Raw genomic sequence first — 21,305 nt, 5'->3', positions numbered from 1 at the left:
TATGTCAAAAATACTAGTAATAGAAGACGAGGCAGCCATTAGAAGAGTACTTGTGAAAATCCTTTCAGAAGAAAATGATGCCTACCAAGTTGAAGAAGCTGAAGATGGCTTGCAGGGTTTAGAAAAAATAAAAAATGAAGACTACGACTTGGTGCTTTGCGATATAAAAATGCCAAAAATGGATGGTGTTGAGGTATTGGAAGCCGTTAAAAAACTGAAACCCGAAATCCCAATTGTTATGATTTCTGGTCATGGCGATTTAGATACTGCAGTTAATACCATGCGTTTAGGGGCTTTTGACTACATTTCAAAACCCCCAGATTTAAACCGACTTTTAAACACGGTTCGCAATGCTTTGGATAGAAAGGAATTGGTTGTTGAAAATAAAATTCTTAAAAAGAAGGTCAGTAAGAAATATGAAATGATTGGCGAAAGTGATGCCATTTCACAAATCAAGGATATCATTGACAAGGTAGCCCCAACCGATGCTCGAGTTTTAATTACAGGCCCAAACGGAACAGGAAAAGAATTGGTAGCGCATTGGTTGCATGAAAAGAGCGAGCGTGCCAAAGCCAATTTAATTGAGGTAAATTGTGCAGCCATTCCATCAGAATTGATTGAAAGTGAATTGTTTGGTCACGTAAAAGGGGCGTTTACCAGTGCGGCAAAAGATAGAGCAGGAAAATTTGAAGCGGCCAACGGTGGTACTATTTTTCTCGATGAAATTGGAGATATGAGTCTTTCAGCCCAAGCCAAAGTACTCCGTGCGTTGCAGGAAAACAAAATTCAGCGTGTTGGTAGCGATAAAGATATTAAGGTTGATGTTCGGGTAATTGCTGCCACCAACAAAAATTTAAAAAAGGAAATAGAAGACGGTAAGTTCCGTGAAGATTTATACCACAGGCTTGCGGTTATTTTGGTGCAGGTACCTTCATTGAATGAAAGACGTGATGATATTCCGTTGTTGGTCGACCATTTTGCTGAAAAAATAGCTTCAGAACAAGGAAATTCAAAAAAAGCATTTTCTGAGAAGGCCATAAAATTGCTTCAGGAGTATGACTGGACGGGAAATATTAGAGAACTCCGAAACGTGGTTGAACGCTTAATTATTTTGGGTGGTGCAGAAGTAAGTGAGCAAGATGTAAAACTTTTTGCTTCAAAATAAGGTAAATCTAAAGTTCTCTGTGAAATTAAAAACCCATTCAAAACTTCAATTAATAAGCTTTCTCAAAAACGCTTTAATGTTTGTTTTTGTTTGCATGAGCCTGAGCTCTTGTAAAAGCAATGTAACTATTTCAGAAGTTGGTGGGGGTTGGAGCAGTAATTCGGTAAATACGGTTAAGTTTCGGAAAAATGCCATTACCACTTTTAAAAACCATCAATTTATTGCATATTATGATGCCGATAGTTATGTGATTTTAGCAAAGAGAAAGCTTCATTCAAGCAACTGGGAAACCCATAAAACACAATACAAGGGTAATACTAAAGATGCACACAATAGTATCAGCATAGCCATTGATGGTGATGGATTTTTACATTTAAGTTGGGACCATCACAACACCAAATTACGTTATACCAAAAGCAAGAAGCCTTTAAGTTTGGAGCTGGGTGATGAATTGGCCATGACAGGTGAACAAGAAGATAGAGTAACCTATCCAGAGTTTTATAATTTACCCAATGGCAATCTGTTGTTTTTTTATCGCTCTGGTGAATCGGGCAGGGGTAATTTGGTCATTAATTCGTATGATGTTTCATCAAAAAAGTGGACACAGCTTCAAAATAATTTAATTGATGGTGAAGATAAACGAAGCGCCTATTGGCAGGTTTGTGTAGATAAAACGGGTGTAATCCATTTGTCGTGGGTTTGGCGAGAAACTTGGGGTGTGGAAACAAACCATGATTTGGCCTATGCACGGTCTAAAGATGGTGGTGTAACTTGGGAAAAATCAACAGGTGAAAAATACAATCTGCCCATTAATTTAGCTTCGGCAGAATATGCATGGAAAATTCCGCAAAACTCCAATCTCATCAATCAAACCTCAATGACTACCGATGATTTTGGAAATCCTTATATTGTGAATTATTGGAATGATGAAAACAAGATTCCACAATTTCAAATAGTTTATTTGGAGCAAGGCGTTTGGAAAAAATTAAACACGGGTTTCAGAAAAACACCTTTTGTTTTGGGTGGTGGTGGTACTAAAAGAATCCCTATTTCACGCCCTTCCGTTTTGGTTGAAGACGAGAACAATGATAGAATAGTTTCAATCATGTTTAGAGATGAAGAGCGCCAAAACAGGTTGTCTTTAGCGTATGCACCATTAAAGAATAAGTTGTGGAAAGTGGTAGATTTAACTTACGATTCTGTTGGCCAATGGGAACCAAATTATGATGTTTCGCTATGGAATTCCAAAAAGGAATTAAACATTTTTCTTCAAAAGGTTACCCAAATTGATGGAGAAGGTTTGGCAGAAAATGAATCTTCAGATGTGAAGGTTTTAAGTATTAAAAATATCAATAAACTAACTAAATAGGAATAAATAGAGGAAATCCCTTTCTTCTATCAAATTAAACCAAAAGTTATGAGAACCTTATTCATACTTGTTTCTGTGTTTTGTTTTGTGTCTTGTAAATCCCAAGTTAAGAGCCGGGTTAAAAAAGAGATTCCTCTAAATTCCGTTCGCCTTAGCGATCCTTATGTTTTAGCTGATGAGGCAACACAAACATACTATATGACGGGTACGGGCGGAAAACTTTGGAAAAGCAAAGATTTAAAACTTTGGGGAGGACCTTACATGATTGCCGAAACCGACCCAAATTCTTGGATGGGACCAAAGCCTATGATTTGGGCGGCAGAACTTCATCAGTTCAAAAACAAATACTACTATTTCGCCACATTCACAAACCGAAAGGTAAAAATTGATACTGTTGCAGGGAATATTATTGAGAGACGGGCAAGCCACGTCTTGGTTTCCGATAACCCAGATGGACCTTATGTGCCCATGAAAGATGAAACTTATTTGCCTGCTGATATGCCAACGCTTGATGGTACATTTTGGGTCGATTCTGACGGAAAACCTTATATGGTTTACTGTTATGAGTGGTTGCAAAATGGAAATGGTACTATTGAAAAAATTGAGTTGAAACTCGATTTAAGTGGCTCCATTGGTGAAGGGGAGCTACTTTTTAAAGCCAGTGACTCGCCTTGGAGTAAAGAAAAGGATGCAGATGGAAATGTTAAACCTAATAAAGTTACTGATGGGCCATTTTTGTTTAAAACGGGTACAGGGAGATTGGGGATGTTATGGACAAGTTGGGTATATGATATTTACACCCAGGGTGTAGCATATTCTGAAAGTGGTACTTTGGATGGTCCGTGGATTCAAGAAAATGAACCCATAACACCACCAAATTTTGGTCATGGTATGTTGTTTAAAGCCTTTGATGGTAAACAGTTGATGGGTGTGCATAGCCATAAAAAAGTTGATGGCAGAACCATTAGAATTCCGCATTTCTTTGAAGTAGATTTGTCTGGCGACAAACTGGTTGTTATCAAACCTTATATTCCGTAACTAATAATATTATGAAAATTAAAAGCCAAATTCACCTATTGCTTTTTCTGATTCAGGCAACCTTCGTTTCAGCCAATAATTTAAATGAAGACCCAGGCGAAGTATATCTTTTTGCCTATTCAACCAATGATGGTAGAAGTGGGTTAAATCTAGCATGGAGCGTAGATAAGGAAAACTGGCACGAAATTGGCCCAAACCATACATTTTTGTTTTCAGATTTTGGAAGTTGGGGCTCACAAAAACGGATGTACAACCCATATTTGTTTCAGGACAATGAAGGTGTGTGGCACTGCATTTGGAGCTTAAATGATGAGGTTAATGTTTTTGCACATGCTAAATCCAAAAATTTGTATGAGTGGAAACGACAATCTTATCCGCAAGTTAAGGATGTTGGAAATTTTCAGGAGCCTGAGGTTTGTTTCGATGCTTCTGGAGAAAATTATGTGATTTCATGGTTGAGCAGTTCAGGTGAAGACTCAAATCTAGAAGCATATCAAATCACAACTACCGATTTCAAGAATTATTCAGAAATCAAAAAAATTGCTTCATCTGATAGAATGAATGAGCGGGTTGACATTGTTTTAAACGGAAAAGCGGAAAGGGGTCTTGTTTATAAAGTAACCTGGGATTTGGTTGACCAACTGATAAAACATGAAGAGTGGGTGCAATTTCATAATATTGAAAGAAACGAAAATTTAAACGACGACCCTGAACGCTTTATGGATTTAAAGCCTTTGGATGCCAATATAACCTTGCAACCAGAAAAAGGAAAAAAAATAAGTGATTTATTAATTGGTGTTTTTTTTGAAGATATTAATTATGCTGCAGATGGAGGGTTGTATGCCGAATTAATCCAAAATCGTGATTTTGAATATCAGGTTTCCGATACAAAATTTAGAGATACAACTTGGACGAGCACCAAAGCATGGTCGGTAAATCCGGAAGCTATAGAATTATCCATTGAAACAACATCGCCAATTCATAAAAACAATCCACATTATGCTGTTTTGGATATTAAAAAATCAGGAACTGGTTTGGTGAATGAAGGTTATGATGGTATTCCTGTTAAACAAGGTGAAAAATATGATGTTTCTTTATTTGCCAAAAACTTAGGCGATTCAAAACAAAATTTGTTGATTAAAATAAAAGATGTAAGCGGAAAAGTTATCAGCGAAACTTCAATTAAAAATATTGGCAAAAATTGGAAAAAACACCAATCCGTTATCAAAGTTAAAACTACAGTCGCCAATGCTGTATTGGAAGTTATTCCAAGTACAACAGGAAAACTGGCTTTGGATATGGTTTCACTCTTTCCTCAAAATACATTCAAAAACAGGAAAAATGGTTTGCGTGCCGATTTGGCCCAAACCATTGCGGATTTAAACCCAAAATTTGTCCGTTTTCCGGGTGGTTGTGTGGCCCATGGAGACGGGATTGATAATATTTACAAATGGAAAAATACTATTGGCGATTTAGAAGAGCGAGTTCCTCAGCCCAATATTTGGCGTTACCATCAAACGGCTGGTTTGGGGTATTTCGAGTATTTTCAGTTTTGTGAAGACATCAATGCAGAACCCGTTCCAGTTCTGGCAGCGGGTGTGCCTTGTCAAAATTCTTCAACGGGCGGCCATGGTCAGCAATGTGGTATTCCCATGGAAGAGATGGACGATTATGTGCAAGATGTTTTGGATTTAATTGAATGGGCAAATGGCGATAAAAACACCAAATGGGGAAAAGTTCGTGCTAAAGCTGGGCACCCAGAACCCTTCAATTTAGAATATGTGGGCATTGGTAATGAAGATTTGATTACTGATGTTTTTGAAGAACGTTTCACGATGATTTTTAATGCAGTAAAAGAAAAGCATCCAGAAATAACAGTAATAGGAACCGTTGGCCCTTTTTACATGGGAACCGATTATGAGGAAGGTTGGGATTTGGCTGAAAGATTGCAAATTCCAATGGTTGATGAACATTATTACCAAACACCGGGTTGGTTTATCAATAATCAGGATTTTTATGATTCGTATGATAGAAGCAAATCCAAAGTGTATTTAGGGGAATACGCTACTCATGTTCCTAATAGAAGAATGAACATACAAACAGCACTTTGTGAAGCCTTGTATTTAACATCTATTGAACGAAATGCCGATGTGGTTGCCATGACATCTTTTGCACCGCTATTAGCGAAAAAGGGGCATACACAATGGACTCCTGATTTGATTTATTTTACTAACACCGATGTAAATCTTACGGTTGATTATTATGTGCAACAGCTTTACGGAAATAACTCTGGAGAAACCTACATTCCAAGTCATGTGAAGCTGTCAAATAATGATAAAAAGGTAAAGCAGCGTGTAGCATCTTCGGTTGTAAAAGATTCAGCTAGCGGGGATTTGATTATTAAATTGGTGAACGTGCTTCCTGTTGACGTGAACTCAACCATCAATTTAAAAGATTTGGCTGTTGATAATCAGGATGCCATTTTGAGTGTTCTTAAGGGAGAACCCAATGACGAAAACCAAAAGCCATCTGTTTCAAAAGTAAAGGTTTCTGAAACTTTTGATTATCAAATGCCAGCTTATTCTTTTTCAGTTATCCGAATTAAATCTTAACCTTTTAATTGCTTGTGCATGAACTTAAAGTGCTTAAATAAGTCGCAGTAATTTCCCTTATATTCGCTATATAATGGGTTTTAATTTCCTCAATGCTTTTGGAGGATATTTCATTTTCACCTTCATTATAGCTTAATTGATTGTGGTTGCAGTTGCAAATATCTAAAGCGTCGTTATACGACTTAATGTTAGAAACTAAAGCCGTTTTATAATCATTAATAAGTTTTTCTCTTTTTAACTGAGCAGATTTTAATTCTTGGTCTGCAAGTTTTCGCTTTATTTCTTCTTCTTTTTGTTTCAAAGCCACTTGTTGTTGCCTTAACTGCTCTTGTTCAAGTTCCAATGAAGTAAGCGGTTCATTTTTATATGAAGAAGCTGTGAATTTATCGAGTTCAACAATACTTTCTTTTGCAATTTCTTTGGCACGCTTTACGTAAAAACGCCCATCCTCATAAATTTCAACATGTTCAACTTTTGCCAACAAATCTATGCCTTTATTAGCTAAGGCTAATGACTTCAGGCAGCCACAGTTCACAAGGTTTTCTTTGGAGAGTTTAAAAGACTCCATTGAGCGGTTTGCATAATATTGCAAGTGGCTAATGTTGTTTGAATCGTAGGCATCTTTAACGTGCGAATAAGCATTCACCAAATAGGCGCTGGCTTGGTCGCAACTGTTTTGTGCATTAATAAATGAAGACGTAATTAAGCATAAAATTAGGCTAAAATTTTTCATGGTTTTGGGGTTAGTTACATAAATAGGTAGGACGAATGTAGAAAAAACTAGCTGAAACAGCGTGCCATTCATCGAAATCAGGTAAAGGTGGTGTCGTTTATCGATGAAAACCATTAATTTCATTTTATAATCAATCACATTTTTTATATTTAAGTCTACATAAAACTTTAAGAAATGAACACGTATAAAGTCACCTCTCCAATACAGTTAAAAAATACTGAAACCAAGGTAGTTATAGATGATGCCAAAAAGGAATTGAAATCCGTTAGAAAAAAATTGGGCGATTGGCAAAACACCATGTATGCCCACGATAAATATTCGGTTTTGGTGTGTTTACAAGGTATGGATACCTCAGGCAAGGATAGTTTAGTGCGTGAAGTTTTTAAGGATTTTAACGTGCGCGGTGTTCAGGTGCATAGTTTTAAAGTGCCAACCGATAAAGAACTTGGGCATGATTATTTATGGAGACATTACCTTGCCCTGCCCGAACGGGGCAAATTTGGGGTGTTCAACCGAACGCATTATGAAAATGTGTTGGTAACACGTGTTCATCCTAATTACATTTTGGGTGAAGGTATTCCTACGGTCAATTCAGTGGAGGATATTGATGACGCCTTTTGGGATAAACGTTTTGAGCAAATCAATAACTTCGAAAAGCATTTGGCCGAAAATGGCACCGTTATCTTTAAGTTCTTTTTAAACCTTTCAAAAGAAGAGCAAAAAAACCGATTATTGCGTCGTTTAAGAAAACAGGAAAAGAACTGGAAGTTTTCGGCGGGCGATTTAAAGGAACGCAAGCTTTGGGACAAATATCAAGACTGCTATGAAGATGCCATTAATAGAACGTCCAAACCACATGCACCGTGGTACGTCATTCCGGCTGACGATAAGCCAACAGCCCGTTACTTGGTGGCGAAAATAATGCACGATGCCTTAATGGCCTATGCTGATATAAAAGAGCCTGAATTGGATGACGAAACAAAGGCTAATATTGAAACCTATAAGGATCAATTAAATAACGAGTAGTTATTCCTTCACTATTTGGAATAGATGATGTTGGTTTTAAAAGAATTACTTCCGTAAATTCTTAATTCGTTGCAATAAAGTAGGGTGCGAATAATGCATAAAAACATAAGCAGGATGTGGCGTTAAATTGCTCAAACTGTTTTTTGATAGCTTTTTTAATGAGGAGATAAGAGGCTCGCCTTTAAAAGTGTTTTTGGCATAATCGTCTGCTTGGTATTCAAACTTTCTGGAAAATAGATTCATAATCAATCCCGTAATTTCAGAAATTGGCGTGTAAAGTAATGCAAACGCAATTAAGCCGATATGGAAACTTGCTATTTCAACGCCCAAAGCATGCGACAATAAGGGGTTTGAAATAAAAAGTGATAATACAAAAAGCATAAACCCCGTCATTAAAATTGAGGCTATCAGATTGAAAATTATATGTTTCTTTTTATAATGCCCAACTTCATGCGCCAATACCGCAACAATTTCTTCATCTTCTAAATCATTGATTAATGTATCGTAAAGTGTTACCCTTTTTTCACTGCCAAATCCAGAAAAATAAGCATTGGCCTTGGTGCTTCTTTTAGAGCCATCAATCACAAAAATTTTATCGAGTTTAAATCCAACTGTTTTGGCATATGCCGAAATTTTATCGCGCAATGTGCCTTCTTCCAAAGGCATTTGTTTATTGAACAAAGGCACAATGAGTTTTGAATAAAACATGTTCATAAACAACGTGAATAAGGCAACTAACCCCCATGCATAAACCCAAAAACTAGTGCCAGTTTCTTGATTAAACCAAATGATGAGGGCCAAAATACCACCGCCAATTATGGCCATCATCAACCAACCTTTTATTTTGTCGAGTATAAAAGTTTTTAAAGTGGTTTTGTTAAAACCAAATTTGTCTTCAATAACAAAAGTGCTGTAATATGAAAAAGGAGTCGTTAGAATATCACTCGCAATCATGATGATTCCGAAAAATAGTAAAGCCACAATTATTGGGTTATTGCTATAACTTCTAGCGATATTATCAACGAATTCAAATCCATCAAAGATGAGAAATGCAAGGGTCAATACTATTGAAAACGATGAGGTTAAAAGACCGAATCTATATTTGGTTGCTTTGTATTCTTGTGATTTTTTGTATTCTTCATGGTCGTAAACATCTTTAAGCTCTTTTGAGAGTTCATCATTAAAATGTTTGGCATTCAAGGCATCCAAAATTTTATCGATAATGAAGTTTAAAACGATTATGGCGATGATGATGTAAAATAGAGTAGTGGCGGTCATATTGGTTTGGTGTTGTCATTGCGAGGAGTCCCGATTACTATCTGGACGGCGTGGCAATCTGTTTCATTTTGTTTTTAATTTGAAAGATTACTTTAGTCGTTCCTTCTTCGTAATGACGAGTTATTCAAAATTTCGTTGTCTTTTCGCCTCAAAAATAAGAATTCCTGCTGCAACCGAAACATTCATGGAATCAATTTCACCCTGCATGGGAATAATGATGTTTTGGGTTGTATTTTCTAACCAAACATCACTTAAACCTGTAGCTTCTGTACCTACAACAATGGCGGTGGGTTTTGTGAAATCTTGTGTGTGATACTGTACGGAAGCCTGCAAAGCGGCACAATAAATGTTTATGTTCTTAGACTTTAAAAAAGTGATGATTTCTTCTGTCGTTCCCGTGGCAATTTGATTGGTAAAAAGGCAACCCACACTTGAGCGAATAATGTTTGGGTTGTATAAATCGGTTTTAGGGTTGGCGATAATTACGGCATCAACATGGGCTGCATCCGCAGTGCGTAAAAGTGCGCCGATGTTACCCGGTTTTTCAGGGGCCTCGGCAACTAAAATTAAGGGGTTTTTGGTTTTAAATACCAAATCTTCAACCAAATGGCTTTTGCTTTTTGCAATGGCTAAAACACCTTCGGTTGTGGTGCGATAAGCCAGTTTTTCGTAAACCTCTTTTGAAACTTCAATGGTGTTTAGTTGCTGCGTCGTTAAGTTGTTTAGTTGTTCTTCAGTAAATAATTCAGGGCAAAATAAAACAGTTTCCAATTGAAAACCACCTTTTATGGCAAGTTCAATTTCACGAACACCCTCAATTAAAAATGTGCCCGATTTTTTACGTTCACGCGATTTGTCCTTTAATTGAACAAGTTCTTTGATAAAGGGGTTTTGTGCGCTGGAAATTTGTTTTATCATGATTTGCAAATATACTTTATTTACAATGCGTTTTTTCCAAAATAATTGACCAAAAGTGCCACAACATAACTATAGCTTTCCATGCCTTTGCTTTGGTTGTTGGCCTTTAAAAAGTTGTTGTAAAATAGCTTAAAAAAAGGCTCTAAAGGATTTTCATGCGCCTCCCAAAATTCGCGGGTTTCTTGGTAATTTTTTAAAATACCTTGGTTAACATCGGCTTTTAGGTCTTCAAAAAGACATTCATCGCGGTTGTATATTTCATTCAAACAAAAGCGAAGTGCAAAAGTATATCCGGCGTATTTAAAGTAAACATCATCATGTTTTATGGATGCCAAACACCCAATAAAATTAGCTTCGTTTTCTGCGGCATAGCCTAATTGATGGGCAATTTCGTGGGATGCCGTGGTTGGGAATTTAAATACAGGAATAATGCCATCAACTTGTGCTTCATTCGTCAAAGGGTTTAAATAACCACTAAAGCCCATGTAGGTCAATGGGTAACTATAAATAGATTTTTTTATGCTTTTTGGGTGGTATTCCAAATCTGGAAAAATGGTTTTTAGGTTATCATTACCTGAGCTGGCCATATTTAAAATGTCCGTTTTGCTATAAGGAATATCAACTTTAAGCGTGTCGTTGTTCATGATTTCTGAATGAAACTCATTCGATTTATCGATTAATTTTTCGGTAATGTAAATAAGCTGTTCGGTGGTGTAGTCTGCATTCAAATTCAAGTTTTTGTGCAAGGGTGGGCGGTAGTAATTATAGCCCCAAAATAAATGAAAGGCAAAGTAAATCACAGCCACAGCAGCTCCCACATCTGCTAGCCAATTTTTAGTGTCTGTCAGTAATCGTTTTCGGTTTTTATAAAACCATCGTATCATGTAAATAGAACCAAAGGTATAAACCAAATCACCAAACGAAAATGGCAACCAGCCCAAAATGTATCTAGAAACTTTCGATATAAAAATGTATAAGCCGTTGCTGTAAAAACGCTCCACAAAATCTGGGGAATTCTGCAGTAATTTTATAAATAAGAACTGTGGGATTAACGACAGGGCAAGTATGGTTTTTTTCTTTTTCAGCATGTTCAAAAATAAGTAAAAAACCTGTTATTCCACGTTTGATTCAAATCCATTTCTATTAAAGAAATCATAATAAATTGAGTATTTTTAGTCTCGGTTTGTACCTTTGTGAAACACAATTTTAAACACTATGAGCTCAGAAATAAGACAACTTGAACCCCAGCAACTCTGGAATAAATTTGCCGATTTAAACGCCGTACCACGACCTTCAAAAAAGGAAGAGCGCGTTATCGAATTTATGGAAAACTTTGCTGAAAACTTAGGATTGGTGACCATTGTAGATGAAGTGGGAAATGTCATCATAAAAAAGCCGGCGACTGCTGGCATGGAAAGTAGAGCTACCATTGTTTTGCAATCACATCTCGATATGGTGCACCAAAAGAATAGTGATACCAAGTTTGATTTTGATTCCCAAGGCATTGAAATGTATGTTGATGGTGATTGGGTTAGGGCCAAAGGCACCACCTTGGGCGCAGACAATGGGTTGGGCGTGGCTACGATTATGGCCATTCTGGAAAGCACAGATATTCCGCACCCAGCAATTGAAGCCTTGTTTACTGTTGATGAGGAAACTGGTATGACAGGGGCCATGGGCTTGGAAGCAGGTTTGCTTACAGGTAAAATACTTTTGAATTTAGATACTGAGGAAGACGATGAAATTGGTGTAGGCTGTGCTGGAGGCATTGATGTTTTGGCGACACGAGATTATAACCAAGAGGAAATACCAGAAGGTAAAATAGGTTTTAAAATAACTGTAAAAGGGCTGCAAGGTGGGCATTCTGGTATGCAGATTCATGAAGGATTGGGTAATGCCAATAAAATAATGAACCGCTTATTATTTGATAGTTACGAGTTTTTTGGTTTACGAATTTCTGAAATTGAAGGTGGTGGTTTGCGCAATGCCATACCAAGAGAGAGCAATGCCATTGTGGCCATTGATGCGGCTCAAGAAGAAACCTTTTTGTTGGAAATGAGCTTGCATATACAAACCATTAAATCTGAGTTGAAAACTACCGAGCCTAATTTAGAAATCTTACTTTCTAAAACCAGAAGACCAAAATTGGTTATGGATTTAGATGTTCAGGAAGCATTTACACGAGCGATGTACGCTGCGCACAATGGTGTGTACCGAATGAGCGCCGATATACCAGATTTGGTTGAAACATCAAACAACATTGCCAAGGTACTTGTTAAAGAGGGAAATCTTAGGGTTGAGTGCCTTACACGTTCGTCCATTGAAAGCTCTAAAATAGATTTATCAAATTCAATATTGGCTACTTTTGAATTGATAGGTTGCGATATAGAATTCTCTGGAGATTATCCAGGCTGGGAGCCCAATATGAATTCAGCCATTTTAAAGGTCATGGAAAAAATATACCTCGATTTAAATGGTAAAAAACCACACGTTGCAGCCTGCCATGCCGGTTTGGAATGTGGTATTTTGGGGCAAAATTATCCCGATATGGATATGATTAGTTTTGGCCCAAACATTAAAGGAGCGCATTCCCCAGACGAACGTGCTCAAATTTCATCGGTTCAAAAATATTGGAAATTTGTTTTGGAGATTTTGAAGAATATTCCAGAGGCTGATAAAAATTAATGTATTTCATCGATATTATTTGTATTTAATCGATGTTTTGTTTATGTTTGATTCCATCAAATAAAACTTGTTAAAAGCATTTTTTAAGTGAAACATAAAGTAAGCGCCCAAATCTGCCTCTAAAAAGAAACACTTAAATAAATGCTTTTTACTTGTTTATTACTTTTTTGGTTAAAGGGAAGCCAACTCCGTTGATACATGAGGATTCTACGGTACAGGGTCGTAACCGCTTCCGCCCCAAGGGTGACAACTAAAAATGCGTTTTAAAGCTAACCAACCACCTTTGAACAACCCATATTTTTGTAGTGCTTCCTTGCTGTAGTGTGAACAAGTTGGGGTATATCTGCACGTTGCGGGCAATAAAGGCGATATCAAAATTTGATATACTTTTATTAAAAAAAGAAACGGTGCAATGAGGAGTTTTTTCAATTTATTGTTATTTGTTTTTTGTTTAGTTGTTGAGTCGAAAAAAAGCTGAACAACTTAACAACATACGACTTAACAACACACAACTAAACGACAAACTAATTTATGGAAAACGTCGTTCCGTCCTTGCCATCTTTAAGTTGAATGCCAACTTCAGCAAGTTTATCCCTAATTTTATCAGATAAGGCAAAATCTTTATTGGCTCTCGCTTCCTGTCTTAACTTTATTAAAACATCAACGGCCCCGGCCAATTTATCGGTGCCTGTTTCATTTTTAGCGCTATTTACAAGCCCCAAAACATCAAAAGCAAAACTGTTCATGGTTTCTTTCAGCATGTTTAAGTCTTCCTCAGAAATGGTTTCAGAACCTTCTTTAATTTGATTGATGTATTTGCAAGCCTCGAACAAATGTGCAATTAAAATAGGTGAATTAAAATCGTCATTCATGGCATCATAGCATTTCTGTTTCCATGCTTTCACATCAATTGAAGACGTTTTAGAAGACTTTAAAGAGGCCATTAAGTTGATAGCATCCATTAACCTATAAAATCCTTTTTCGCTTGCCAAAAGGCCGTCATCGGTTAAATCCAAAACACTTCTGTATGAGGATTGGGCATTGAAAAAGCGAATAACGCTCGGCGAATAAGCTTTGCTGAAAAACGAGTTATTGCCCGATAAAAGTTCATCCGGATTCACTGTGTTTCCGGTAGATTTAGACATGCGCTGTCCGTTTAATTGCAACATATTGGCATGCATCCAATAGTTAACGGGCGACTTTCCTTTTGCCGCTTCATTTTGGGCTATTTCACATTCATGATGAGGAAATTTTAAATCCATACCACCACCGTGAATATCAAATTGGTCACCCAAATATTTGGTGCTCATAGCCGTACACTCTAAGTGCCAACCAGGGAAGCCATCACTCCATGGTGAAGGCCATCGCATAATGTGCTGGGGTTCAGCCTTTTTCCAAAGTGCAAAATCCTGGGGATTCTTTTTGTCGCTTTGCCCATCCAGCTCTCTGGTATTGTGGATTAAATCTTCAAGTTTACGCTTGCTTAATTTTCCGTATTCGTTGGTTTCATTGAATTTGTGTACATCAAAATAAACCGAGCCATTAACCTCATAAGCAAAACCGTTTTCAATAATGGTGTTAATCAGTTCAATTTGCTCAATTATATGCCCTGTGGCCGTTGGCTCAATACTCGGCGGTAAAAAGTTGAACGTATTTAATATATTATGGAAATCTACGGTGTAGCGTTGCACAACTTCCATAGGTTCAATTTGTTCCAACCGTGCTTTTTTGGTGATTTTATCTTCACCTAAATCTGCATCATTTTCCAAATGTCCCGCATCGGTAATGTTTCTAACATAACGCACTTTGTAGCCCAAATGCCTCAAATACCTGAATATCATATCAAAAGACATAAAGGTCCTTACATTGCCTAAATGAACATTGCTGTAAACCGTTGGGCCGCAAACATACATTCCCACATAGCCCTCGTCTATGGGTTTGAAGGTTTCTTTTTGTCCAGTTAGTGAATTATATATTTTTAAAGTTTGAGTCTGATACAATTGCATTTTTGGTTAGTTTATGCTTGGCTGTTGGGGTTTTTAAACTAAAACTGAGTGTCTAATTTTATGTAATCAAGAAATTCTCGACGTGTGGCCATATCTTTAAATTTGCCACCAAATTCTGAAGTCACCGTACTGCTTTCAATATCTCGAATGCCTCTTGAATTTACACATAAGTGTTTGGCATCAATAACACAAGCTACGTCTTTGGTGCCCAATACGTCTTGAAGCTCCCTTACAATTTGAATGGTCAAACGCTCTTGTACTTGTGGTCGTTTGGCAAAATAATCAACCACACGGTTCATTTTTGAAAGCCCCACTACAGTGCCATTCGAAATGTAAGCAATATGTGCTTTGCCAACTATGGGCAGCAAATGGTGTTCGCATGTTGAATAAACCGTAATGTTTTTTTCAACCAACATTTCACCGTATTTGTATTTGTTTTCAAATGTTGAAGCGCTTGGTTTTTTGTCGGGATCTAACCCACCAAAAATTTCTTTTACAAACATTTTTGCCACACGGTTTGGTGTGCCTTTTAAACTGTCGTCGGTTAAATCCAACCCAAGTGTTTCCATGATATGGCGAACATCGTCCTTGATGATGTCTATTTTTTCTTCATTGGAAAGTTTAAAGGCATCACGGCGCATTGGGGTATTTTCAGAAGTTCCGATATGCTCGTTTCCTAAAGCATCAAAATCGTCTAAGTTATTATTGAATTTCATGTGTTCAATTTATTGTGTTCAACTTGCCACTTTTTTCTTTTTGGTTAAGCCTTTGTTATCAATGGTTTAATGTTCAAAAGATGTGATGGCAAAAAGCCGAAATTTAATTTGCAAAGATAAGCATTTCAGTTTTGTTATGCTTTGTGTTTTTAAAGAATTAATCCTTACAAAAACAGGGGATAATTTTGTTGCTTGGGAAGTTTGAATTTGTAAAACATTTCGTCTATATTCGTTCAGTAATGGATAATGCAAAATAAAGATTAGCTTAGTCTGTCCTTTCCGACGTTTATGAAAATTAAGAAAGATATAATCCCTTTATCTCTAGCCGTAATTCTTTTAATGGTTTCCGTCGTAATTACAAGTTTCACAGAATATATGCTTACCACAAGACATCATCTTGCAATAGTCTTAACAGTTTTGTCGGCGTTTTTTTACTTCCGAAACAAAAAGGTATATGTATATATTTTTGGGATAACATTGCTACTTGGGTCTGCGGGAATAGTTGGTTTTTATCATGTTGGATTTCACTTTGCCATCGGGGCATTTAAAATTCCCTTTATTTCCTTCAGTCCAATTCCATTTGCATTATTGATTATTTTCTTGTACTTCAATAAGAGTTTAATTGACCAAGTTTATTGGTTGTTTTCAACAAGCAAAACCAGCGAATATGAGAAGCAAGACAGGTTAGAAGCGAAGATAAAACGTTTCGAGCAGAAGTTTGCCGACAAAACAACGGAGGAATTAAAACAAATAGTTGATTTAAGTAATCCATATGTTGATGAGGCGAGGATTGCAGCTCAAAGATTATTAAATCAGAGATAGATAATTGTTAAAAAACCATCAATAGATTTTATTTATAGTAATAAGTTTAAACTATGATATCCAGAATCTTATAAGTGTTATTTAAACTTTTTGTTCAGAACTTTCGTGAATCCTGTTTTTTTTCTTTCATCTTGGTTTCAATTCTAAAAAAATCTAAAATTTAGTATGGATATCTTACCAGATTTTAAACTTACAATGCGTCTTAAAAAACATTATTTAAAAACCATTGTAACATTTCAAAAAAAAGAGCTACTTACAGAATAACTAATCCATCATCATTGAATAAAGAACTAGAACATAGTTTTGTTGAATTGCTTGAAAAGCATCAAAATATTGCACACAAAGTTTGCCGTTTGTACACCAATAATTATGATGCCCACAACGATTTGTTTCAGGAGATTACCATTCAACTTTGGAAAGCCTACCCCAAATTTCGTGGCGATTCCAAATTCAGTACATGGATGTATCGTGTGGCATTAAATACGGCCATTACGCTTTACAGGAAATCAAAACGCAGCATTAAAACACAAGATTTTGACGGTGTGGAATTCAAAATAAAAACTGAAGCGTATGACGATACAGAAGAGCAGCAGTTAAAAGTTCTTTATCAAGCAGTACACCAACTAAATGATATTGAAAAGGCGTTGGTTTTTCTTTATCTTGAAGATAAGGATTACCGAGAAATTAGTGAAACTTTAGGTATTAGTGAAGTGAATGCCCGAGTGAAAATGAACAGAATTAAAACCAAGCTAAAAACCATTTTAAATCCGTAGAGTTATGGATGAATTAGAAATATTAAAAAGAGATTGGAACAAACAAGGAGAGCGCAATAAACTGTCTATTGCTGATATTTACCCCATGCTGCGCAAAAAATCGTCTTCTATTGTAAAGACCTTATTTTATATTAGTGTGGCCGAACTTGTTTTTTGGATTTTGGTGAATTCCATTCCGTATTTTACTTCAGATTCTTACAGAAGAAAGCTTGATGAGGTATATGGCAATGATTTGCTGTTTAATGGGCTTACTATTTTTAGTTATGCCGTCATTATTTTGTTCATCTACCTACTTTATAAATCCTATAAATCCATTTCGGTAACCGATAGTTCAAAAAAATTAATGGAAAGCATTTTGCGGACCCGAAAAATAGTCAAGTATTATGTCTTGTATAATCTAATTATGGCTGGGGTTTCTGTAATTATTGGTTTTTATTTTGCCTTTACTCACGACCCAGAATTAGCCGATCAAATTTCCCATTTTAGTGATAAGCAGTATATAATATTTACGATTATAGTAGTTGTGGCCACAGGTTTGTTTATTCTCATCATATGGTTGTTCTACAAGCTTATTTATGGTTTTTTACTAAAACGACTTAATAAAAATTACGCGGAGTTAAAAAGATTGGAGGTTTAAATATTTGGGGCGTTCCCCAAGGGTCGGGCTTTGTATTAATAGTTTTGGCTCGATGCGCGCCTCGCCAAAAGCTAACCATTCCAATCCCTAACGCGACAATCAGCTAATTTCATTCCAACGTCAAAAGGCTTTTGTTTTTAATTGTACCAAACGGCGTAGCCCTGCCGTCTTAAATACAACGCCAATTTTTCTTCAATATCCATAGCTTCTTCCCTTGTTTCAATGGGGTTAAGGTGATTGTATAAACTAGGGCGCAAATACATGCCATACTTTTGAACAATATTGGATGATATTTTATACCCTTTTTTATTTGTGTAAACTGTTTTATGCTGCATAAAGCGTTCCTTTGGAGTTTTGCTTGTCATGCCCACATAAAGGCATTGCAGCACACCATTAAACTGGGGGTTTGCGTTTCTAAACTTGGCATGTTCGGTAAAAACACGTTTTGACAATTCTACCACATAAACGCTATACTGGGTTTTGGGCATAAGTTAGATGTCAATGAAAATTATTGAACAGGCTGATGGAAAAATATTTATTCAATAATGCCGGCACAGCTTACCCTTGCTCCAGCAGCTCCAGAGGGTTGTGATGTAAAATCATCGGCGCCAGCGTGTACAATAACGCCCTTTCCAACAATGTTTTTGGTTTCATCATCACAGCCAATGCACCATTCGTCAGTAGAAAAAGAAACGGTGGCATTGCCATTTTCATCGGCAGTAAAATTGCCAATATCCCCTTTGTGATAACCTTCTGCCATGCCCCATTTTCCATGAGGTTGTGCTGTTGGGTTCCAATGTCCACCAGCAGATGTTCCGTCGGGTGAAGAGCAATCAGAAGATGCGTGAATATGAATGGCGTGTTCGCCAGGTTCCAGACCACTCAGCATGGCGGTCATGCTCACTACACCATCTTCTTCTTTGAAAAAAACAGTGCCGGTAACATCACTTTCACTTTTTGGTGCTAACTCTATTTTTAATTTTTTTGCTTCAGATACGACAGCTTCAACAGCTTCCATATCCTCTGTAGTGGTTTCGACTTCTTTTTTAACTTTTTTACAAGCGGTTAAACTAAGGACCAATATCAATATTAAATAGCTTAAATTCTTCATTTTATTCAGGTTTTTTTTGATTCATGGAAAGTTAAAACAATAATGAAACAATTGCAAATATCTTAACTGACATATGTCATATTTTTAATTTGTATGTTCGTTTACTTTTGAATTATAAATGTTAGGTATGTTAAAATCTTTGGTCAATAAATATAATATTGCTGGGCCTCGTTATACGAGTTACCCAACTGTGCCCTATTGGAACCAAACCACGTTTTCTCAGGAGAATTGGAAAAATTCCTTGATAAAATCATTTAATGAAAGTAACGCCGAAGAAGGCATCAGTCTTTATATTCATTTACCCTTTTGCGAAAGCCTGTGTACCTTTTGTGGATGCAATAAGCGCATAACAAAACAACATAGTGTAGAATCGCCATACATCAATGCTGTTATAAAGGAATGGAAGCTGTACTTGAGCTTATTTGATGAAAAACCAATTATTAAAGAACTCCATCTTGGAGGCGGTACACCTACTTTTTTCAGTCCGCAAAACTTAAAGCAATTAATATCTGGTATATTAAATGATGCCGTACTTGCTAAGAATTATGAATTTAGTTTTGAAGGTCACCCAAACAATACTACCCGTGAACATCTTCAGGCTTTGTATGACGTTGGCTTTAGGCGAGTAAGCTATGGCGTACAGGATTATAATGAAACGGTGCAAAAGGCCATAAACAGAATTCAACCATTTGAAAATGTAAAGAAAGCAACTGAAGTTGCAAGGGAGATTGGGTACACCTCTGTAGGTCATGATATTATTTTCGGGCTTCCCTTCCAAACTTTAGAGCATGTTCGGGAGACCATCTTAAAAACAAAGGAACTGTTGCCAGACCGATTGGCTTTTTACAGTTACGCCCATGTGCCTTGGATAAAAGGTAATGGCCAGCGTGGTTTTAATGATGAAGATTTGCCGTCAGCGAAATTAAAACGCATGCAATATGAAACGGGCAAAGAACTTCTAGCCGAAGTTGGCTACACCGAAGTTGGAATGGACCATTTTGCCCTTAAAAAGGATAGCTTATATCAATCCATGGTCAATGGCAAATTGCACAGAAATTTTATGGGGTATACGGCATCAAAAACGCAAGCCATGATTGGGCTTGGTGTATCGGCCATTAGTGATAGTTGGTATGGTTTTGCCCAAAATGTGAAAACCATTGAAGATTATTACCAATTGTTGGATGAAAATACTTTGCCAGTATATAGGGGGCATATTTTAAACGAAGAAGATTTAATTATTCGAAAACATATTCTTAACTTGATGTGTCAATTTAAAACCTCTTGGGATAACGAACATTTGTGGTTCAAAGAAATTCCAGATGTGCTCATTAAGTTAAAGGAAATGGAAAAAGATGGATTGCTCAATATAAAGCCCAGTGCCATTGAGGTTACCAAACAAGGCCAGCCCTATGTGAGAAACATTTGTATGGCTTTTGATTTGTTGTTGCAAAGAAAACAACCCGATACACAGTTGTTTTCAATGACTGTTTAACATGTGTCTCACTTAAAACCTAATTATTTATGAAAACCATTATTGTACCTATAGATTTTTCTGAACATTCAGAATTTGCATTGAAAACGGCCGCCAATTTAGCTAGAAGAAATAATGCTGAGGTGTTGGCCCTGCACATGCTTGAAATGTCTGATATTATGCTTTCTGCTTCAGATGGATTGCAAAACGAAAAGGCCATGTATTTTCTTCAACTTGCAGAGCAAAAGTTTGAAGAATTTTTGAATAGAGATTATCTAAAAGATGTAAAAGTAAAACCCATTATCAAGCATTTTAAAGTGTTTAGTGAGGTTAACGATGTGGCCATGAAAAATCATGCCGATTTAATTGTCATGGGCTCACATGGGGCTACGGGGCTTAAAGAATTCTTTGTAGGTTCCAATACCGAGCGCGTGGTGCGTTCTTCTGATATTCCAGTGCTTGTTGTGAAAAATAGCTTGACCGATATTAATTTTGATGTGGTAGCTTTTGCCTGTGATTTTTCTGAGGAAGCCATTGAATCTTATTTAAAGGCGACCAGTTTGTTCAAAAAAATGAAATCTAAAGTTTATTTGGTTTATGTGAATTTGCCCAATGAACGTTTTAAAAGCTCAATTGAAATTGAAAAAAGTGTGGTGAACTTTTTCACCAAGGCTGAACGAAATTTAGATAAAATGGAAGATGTGCATTACGTTTCAGACTATACTATTGAAGATGGCGTTTTAAACTTTGCCAATAAAATTGGGGCAGATATTATTGCCGTGCCAACCCATGGCAAGAAAGGATTGGCACATTTCTTTGAAGGCAGTGTAGGCGAAGATATAGCCAACCATGCAAGCCTTCCAGTTATTACTTTTAAAATGTAACGTGTTTTGTTGGTTTAAATTGGTTAGCCAAACTTTATGAAAAGTAGTTTAAAATGTCAAT

At 36.7% G+C, this 21,305-nt stretch carries 20 protein-coding genes; 11 read left to right on the top strand and 9 right to left on the bottom strand.

The features are described from left to right. Nucleotide 1 precedes the first annotated feature (1 nt). The 4 genes from WJN01_RS13245 to WJN01_RS13230 all read left to right on the top strand — a co-directional run bounded on the left by WJN01_RS13245 (nt 2) and on the right by WJN01_RS13230 (nt 6,184). The gene (locus WJN01_RS13245) at nt 2-1,165 is read left to right on the top strand and encodes a sigma-54-dependent transcriptional regulator (protein WP_445197638.1); all 1,164 of its coding nucleotides are present in this window, start codon (nt 2-4) and stop codon (nt 1,163-1,165) included. A gap of 76 nt (nt 1,166-1,241) precedes the next feature. Then, nucleotides 1,242-2,534 carry a BNR repeat-containing protein gene (locus WJN01_RS13240; protein WP_445197637.1) on the top strand — a complete coding sequence of 431 codons (1,293 nt, stop codon included), beginning with the start codon at nt 1,242-1,244 and terminating at the stop codon, nt 2,532-2,534. 48 nt (nt 2,535-2,582) lie between these two features. Next, nucleotides 2,583-3,572: a glycoside hydrolase family 43 protein gene (locus WJN01_RS13235; RefSeq protein ID WP_445197636.1), complete on the top strand. Its 990-nt coding sequence runs from the start codon at nt 2,583-2,585 to the stop codon at nt 3,570-3,572. An 11-nt stretch (nt 3,573-3,583) separates the two neighbouring features. After that, nucleotides 3,584-6,184, top strand: coding sequence for an alpha-L-arabinofuranosidase family protein (locus WJN01_RS13230; protein WP_445197635.1), 2,601 nt, complete (start codon nt 3,584-3,586; stop codon nt 6,182-6,184). A 4-nt stretch (nt 6,185-6,188) separates the two neighbouring features. Here the strand turns inward: WJN01_RS13230 and WJN01_RS13225 are convergent, their stop codons facing one another. Further along, complete coding sequence (locus tag WJN01_RS13225) at nt 6,189-6,917, bottom strand: hypothetical protein (RefSeq protein WP_445197634.1); 729 nt, start codon at nt 6,915-6,917, stop codon at nt 6,189-6,191. A 174-nt stretch (nt 6,918-7,091) separates the two neighbouring features. Between WJN01_RS13225 and WJN01_RS13220 the strand changes: the two genes are divergently transcribed. Then, nucleotides 7,092-7,943 (top strand): PPK2 family polyphosphate kinase, encoded by an 852-nt coding sequence (locus WJN01_RS13220; RefSeq protein WP_445197633.1) that lies wholly within the window; start codon nt 7,092-7,094, stop codon nt 7,941-7,943. A gap of 45 nt (nt 7,944-7,988) precedes the next feature. Here the strand turns inward: WJN01_RS13220 and WJN01_RS13215 are convergent, their stop codons facing one another. From WJN01_RS13215 to WJN01_RS13205, 3 genes are all read right to left on the bottom strand, one after another. Then, complete coding sequence (locus tag WJN01_RS13215) at nt 7,989-9,221, bottom strand: M48 family metallopeptidase (RefSeq protein ID WP_445197632.1); 1,233 nt, start codon at nt 9,219-9,221, stop codon at nt 7,989-7,991. A gap of 120 nt (nt 9,222-9,341) precedes the next feature. Continuing rightward, nucleotides 9,342-10,136 carry a TrmH family RNA methyltransferase gene (locus WJN01_RS13210; RefSeq protein WP_445197723.1) on the bottom strand — a complete coding sequence of 265 codons (795 nt, stop codon included), beginning with the start codon at nt 10,134-10,136 and terminating at the stop codon, nt 9,342-9,344. A gap of 23 nt (nt 10,137-10,159) precedes the next feature. Beyond that, nucleotides 10,160-11,227, bottom strand: coding sequence for a DUF3810 domain-containing protein (locus WJN01_RS13205; RefSeq protein ID WP_445197631.1), 1,068 nt, complete (start codon nt 11,225-11,227; stop codon nt 10,160-10,162). A 127-nt stretch (nt 11,228-11,354) separates the two neighbouring features. Here WJN01_RS13205 and WJN01_RS13200 point away from each other — a divergent pair, with 127 nt between their 5' ends. Then, nucleotides 11,355-12,824 (top strand): aminoacyl-histidine dipeptidase, encoded by a 1,470-nt coding sequence (locus WJN01_RS13200; RefSeq protein ID WP_445197630.1) that lies wholly within the window; start codon nt 11,355-11,357, stop codon nt 12,822-12,824. Between the two features lie 207 nt (nt 12,825-13,031). Here WJN01_RS13200 and yidD read toward each other — a convergent pair whose 3' ends face one another. The 3 genes from yidD to folE form a co-directional block, all read right to left on the bottom strand. Next, nucleotides 13,032-13,253 (bottom strand): membrane protein insertion efficiency factor YidD, encoded by a 222-nt coding sequence (gene yidD / locus WJN01_RS13195; protein ID WP_445197629.1) that lies wholly within the window; start codon nt 13,251-13,253, stop codon nt 13,032-13,034. 95 nt (nt 13,254-13,348) lie between these two features. After that, complete coding sequence (gene cysS, locus WJN01_RS13190; protein ID WP_445197628.1) at nt 13,349-14,830, bottom strand: cysteine--tRNA ligase; 1,482 nt, start codon at nt 14,828-14,830, stop codon at nt 13,349-13,351. A 38-nt stretch (nt 14,831-14,868) separates the two neighbouring features. Next, nucleotides 14,869-15,546, bottom strand: a complete 678-nt coding sequence (gene folE / locus WJN01_RS13185; protein ID WP_445197627.1) for a GTP cyclohydrolase I FolE — start codon at nt 15,544-15,546, stop codon at nt 14,869-14,871. A 288-nt stretch (nt 15,547-15,834) separates the two neighbouring features. On the opposite strand from folE, the gene WJN01_RS13180 reads away from it, so the two are divergent. The 3 genes from WJN01_RS13180 to WJN01_RS13170 all read left to right on the top strand — a co-directional run bounded on the left by WJN01_RS13180 (nt 15,835) and on the right by WJN01_RS13170 (nt 17,778). Continuing rightward, on the top strand, nt 15,835-16,368 hold the full coding sequence (locus tag WJN01_RS13180) for a hypothetical protein (RefSeq protein WP_445197626.1): 534 nt from the start codon (nt 15,835-15,837) through the stop codon (nt 16,366-16,368). 278 nt (nt 16,369-16,646) lie between these two features. After that, nucleotides 16,647-17,141 carry an RNA polymerase sigma factor gene (locus tag WJN01_RS13175; protein ID WP_370478322.1) on the top strand — a complete coding sequence of 165 codons (495 nt, stop codon included), beginning with the start codon at nt 16,647-16,649 and terminating at the stop codon, nt 17,139-17,141. Nucleotides 17,142-17,145: 4 nt separating this feature from the next. After that, entirely contained in the window at nt 17,146-17,778 is a 633-nt protein-coding gene (locus WJN01_RS13170) for a DUF8845 family protein (RefSeq protein WP_445197625.1), read from the top strand. A 137-nt stretch (nt 17,779-17,915) separates the two neighbouring features. Here the strand turns inward: WJN01_RS13170 and WJN01_RS13165 are convergent, their stop codons facing one another. Together WJN01_RS13165 and WJN01_RS13160 are read right to left on the bottom strand one after the other, a co-directional pair. Further along, complete coding sequence (locus WJN01_RS13165) at nt 17,916-18,266, bottom strand: ribose-5-phosphate isomerase (protein WP_445197624.1); 351 nt, start codon at nt 18,264-18,266, stop codon at nt 17,916-17,918. Between the two features lie 47 nt (nt 18,267-18,313). Then, on the bottom strand, nt 18,314-18,889 hold the full coding sequence (locus WJN01_RS13160) for a superoxide dismutase family protein (RefSeq protein ID WP_445197623.1): 576 nt from the start codon (nt 18,887-18,889) through the stop codon (nt 18,314-18,316). A 127-nt stretch (nt 18,890-19,016) separates the two neighbouring features. Here WJN01_RS13160 and hemN point away from each other — a divergent pair, with 127 nt between their 5' ends. After that, a complete protein-coding gene (gene hemN, locus WJN01_RS13155) occupies nt 19,017-20,381 on the top strand; it encodes an oxygen-independent coproporphyrinogen III oxidase (protein WP_445197622.1) in 1,365 nt (454 codons plus the stop codon). Between the two features lie 29 nt (nt 20,382-20,410). After that, on the top strand, nt 20,411-21,244 hold the full coding sequence (locus WJN01_RS13150) for a universal stress protein (RefSeq protein ID WP_445197621.1): 834 nt from the start codon (nt 20,411-20,413) through the stop codon (nt 21,242-21,244). Nucleotides 21,245-21,305: the final 61 nt, after the last annotated feature.

The sequence above is a fragment of the Tamlana sedimenti genome (genome assembly GCF_038148895.1).
Classification (GTDB): domain Bacteria; phylum Bacteroidota; class Bacteroidia; order Flavobacteriales; family Flavobacteriaceae; genus Tamlana.
Note: the sequence above shows the minus strand (reverse complement) of the source record. Positions and strands in the feature narration are given on the sequence as shown.

What these genes read in the sequence shown, in the direction of transcription:
- WJN01_RS13200 (WP_445197630.1), top strand. Translation starts at nt 11,355, where the DNA reads ATGAGCTCAGAAATAAGACAACTTGAACCCCAGCAACTCTGGAATAAA.
- folE (WP_445197627.1), bottom strand. Translation starts at nt 15,546, where the DNA reads ATGAAATTCAATAATAACTTAGACGATTTTGATGCTTTAGGAAACGAG.
- WJN01_RS13160 (WP_445197623.1), bottom strand. Translation starts at nt 18,889, where the DNA reads ATGAAGAATTTAAGCTATTTAATATTGATATTGGTCCTTAGTTTAACC.
- cysS (WP_445197628.1), bottom strand. Translation starts at nt 14,830, where the DNA reads ATGCAATTGTATCAGACTCAAACTTTAAAAATATATAATTCACTAACT.
- WJN01_RS13150 (WP_445197621.1), top strand. Translation starts at nt 20,411, where the DNA reads ATGAAAACCATTATTGTACCTATAGATTTTTCTGAACATTCAGAATTT.
- WJN01_RS13170 (WP_445197625.1), top strand. Translation starts at nt 17,146, where the DNA reads ATGGATGAATTAGAAATATTAAAAAGAGATTGGAACAAACAAGGAGAG.
- WJN01_RS13215 (WP_445197632.1), bottom strand. Translation starts at nt 9,221, where the DNA reads ATGACCGCCACTACTCTATTTTACATCATCATCGCCATAATCGTTTTA.
- WJN01_RS13245 (WP_445197638.1), top strand. Translation starts at nt 2, where the DNA reads ATGTCAAAAATACTAGTAATAGAAGACGAGGCAGCCATTAGAAGAGTA.
- WJN01_RS13205 (WP_445197631.1), bottom strand. Translation starts at nt 11,227, where the DNA reads ATGCTGAAAAAGAAAAAAACCATACTTGCCCTGTCGTTAATCCCACAG.
- hemN (WP_445197622.1), top strand. Translation starts at nt 19,017, where the DNA reads ATGTTAAAATCTTTGGTCAATAAATATAATATTGCTGGGCCTCGTTAT.
- WJN01_RS13180 (WP_445197626.1), top strand. Translation starts at nt 15,835, where the DNA reads ATGAAAATTAAGAAAGATATAATCCCTTTATCTCTAGCCGTAATTCTT.
- WJN01_RS13230 (WP_445197635.1), top strand. Translation starts at nt 3,584, where the DNA reads ATGAAAATTAAAAGCCAAATTCACCTATTGCTTTTTCTGATTCAGGCA.
- WJN01_RS13165 (WP_445197624.1), bottom strand. Translation starts at nt 18,266, where the DNA reads ATGCCCAAAACCCAGTATAGCGTTTATGTGGTAGAATTGTCAAAACGT.
- WJN01_RS13240 (WP_445197637.1), top strand. Translation starts at nt 1,242, where the DNA reads ATGTTTGTTTTTGTTTGCATGAGCCTGAGCTCTTGTAAAAGCAATGTA.
- WJN01_RS13225 (WP_445197634.1), bottom strand. Translation starts at nt 6,917, where the DNA reads ATGAAAAATTTTAGCCTAATTTTATGCTTAATTACGTCTTCATTTATT.
- WJN01_RS13220 (WP_445197633.1), top strand. Translation starts at nt 7,092, where the DNA reads ATGAACACGTATAAAGTCACCTCTCCAATACAGTTAAAAAATACTGAA.
- WJN01_RS13235 (WP_445197636.1), top strand. Translation starts at nt 2,583, where the DNA reads ATGAGAACCTTATTCATACTTGTTTCTGTGTTTTGTTTTGTGTCTTGT.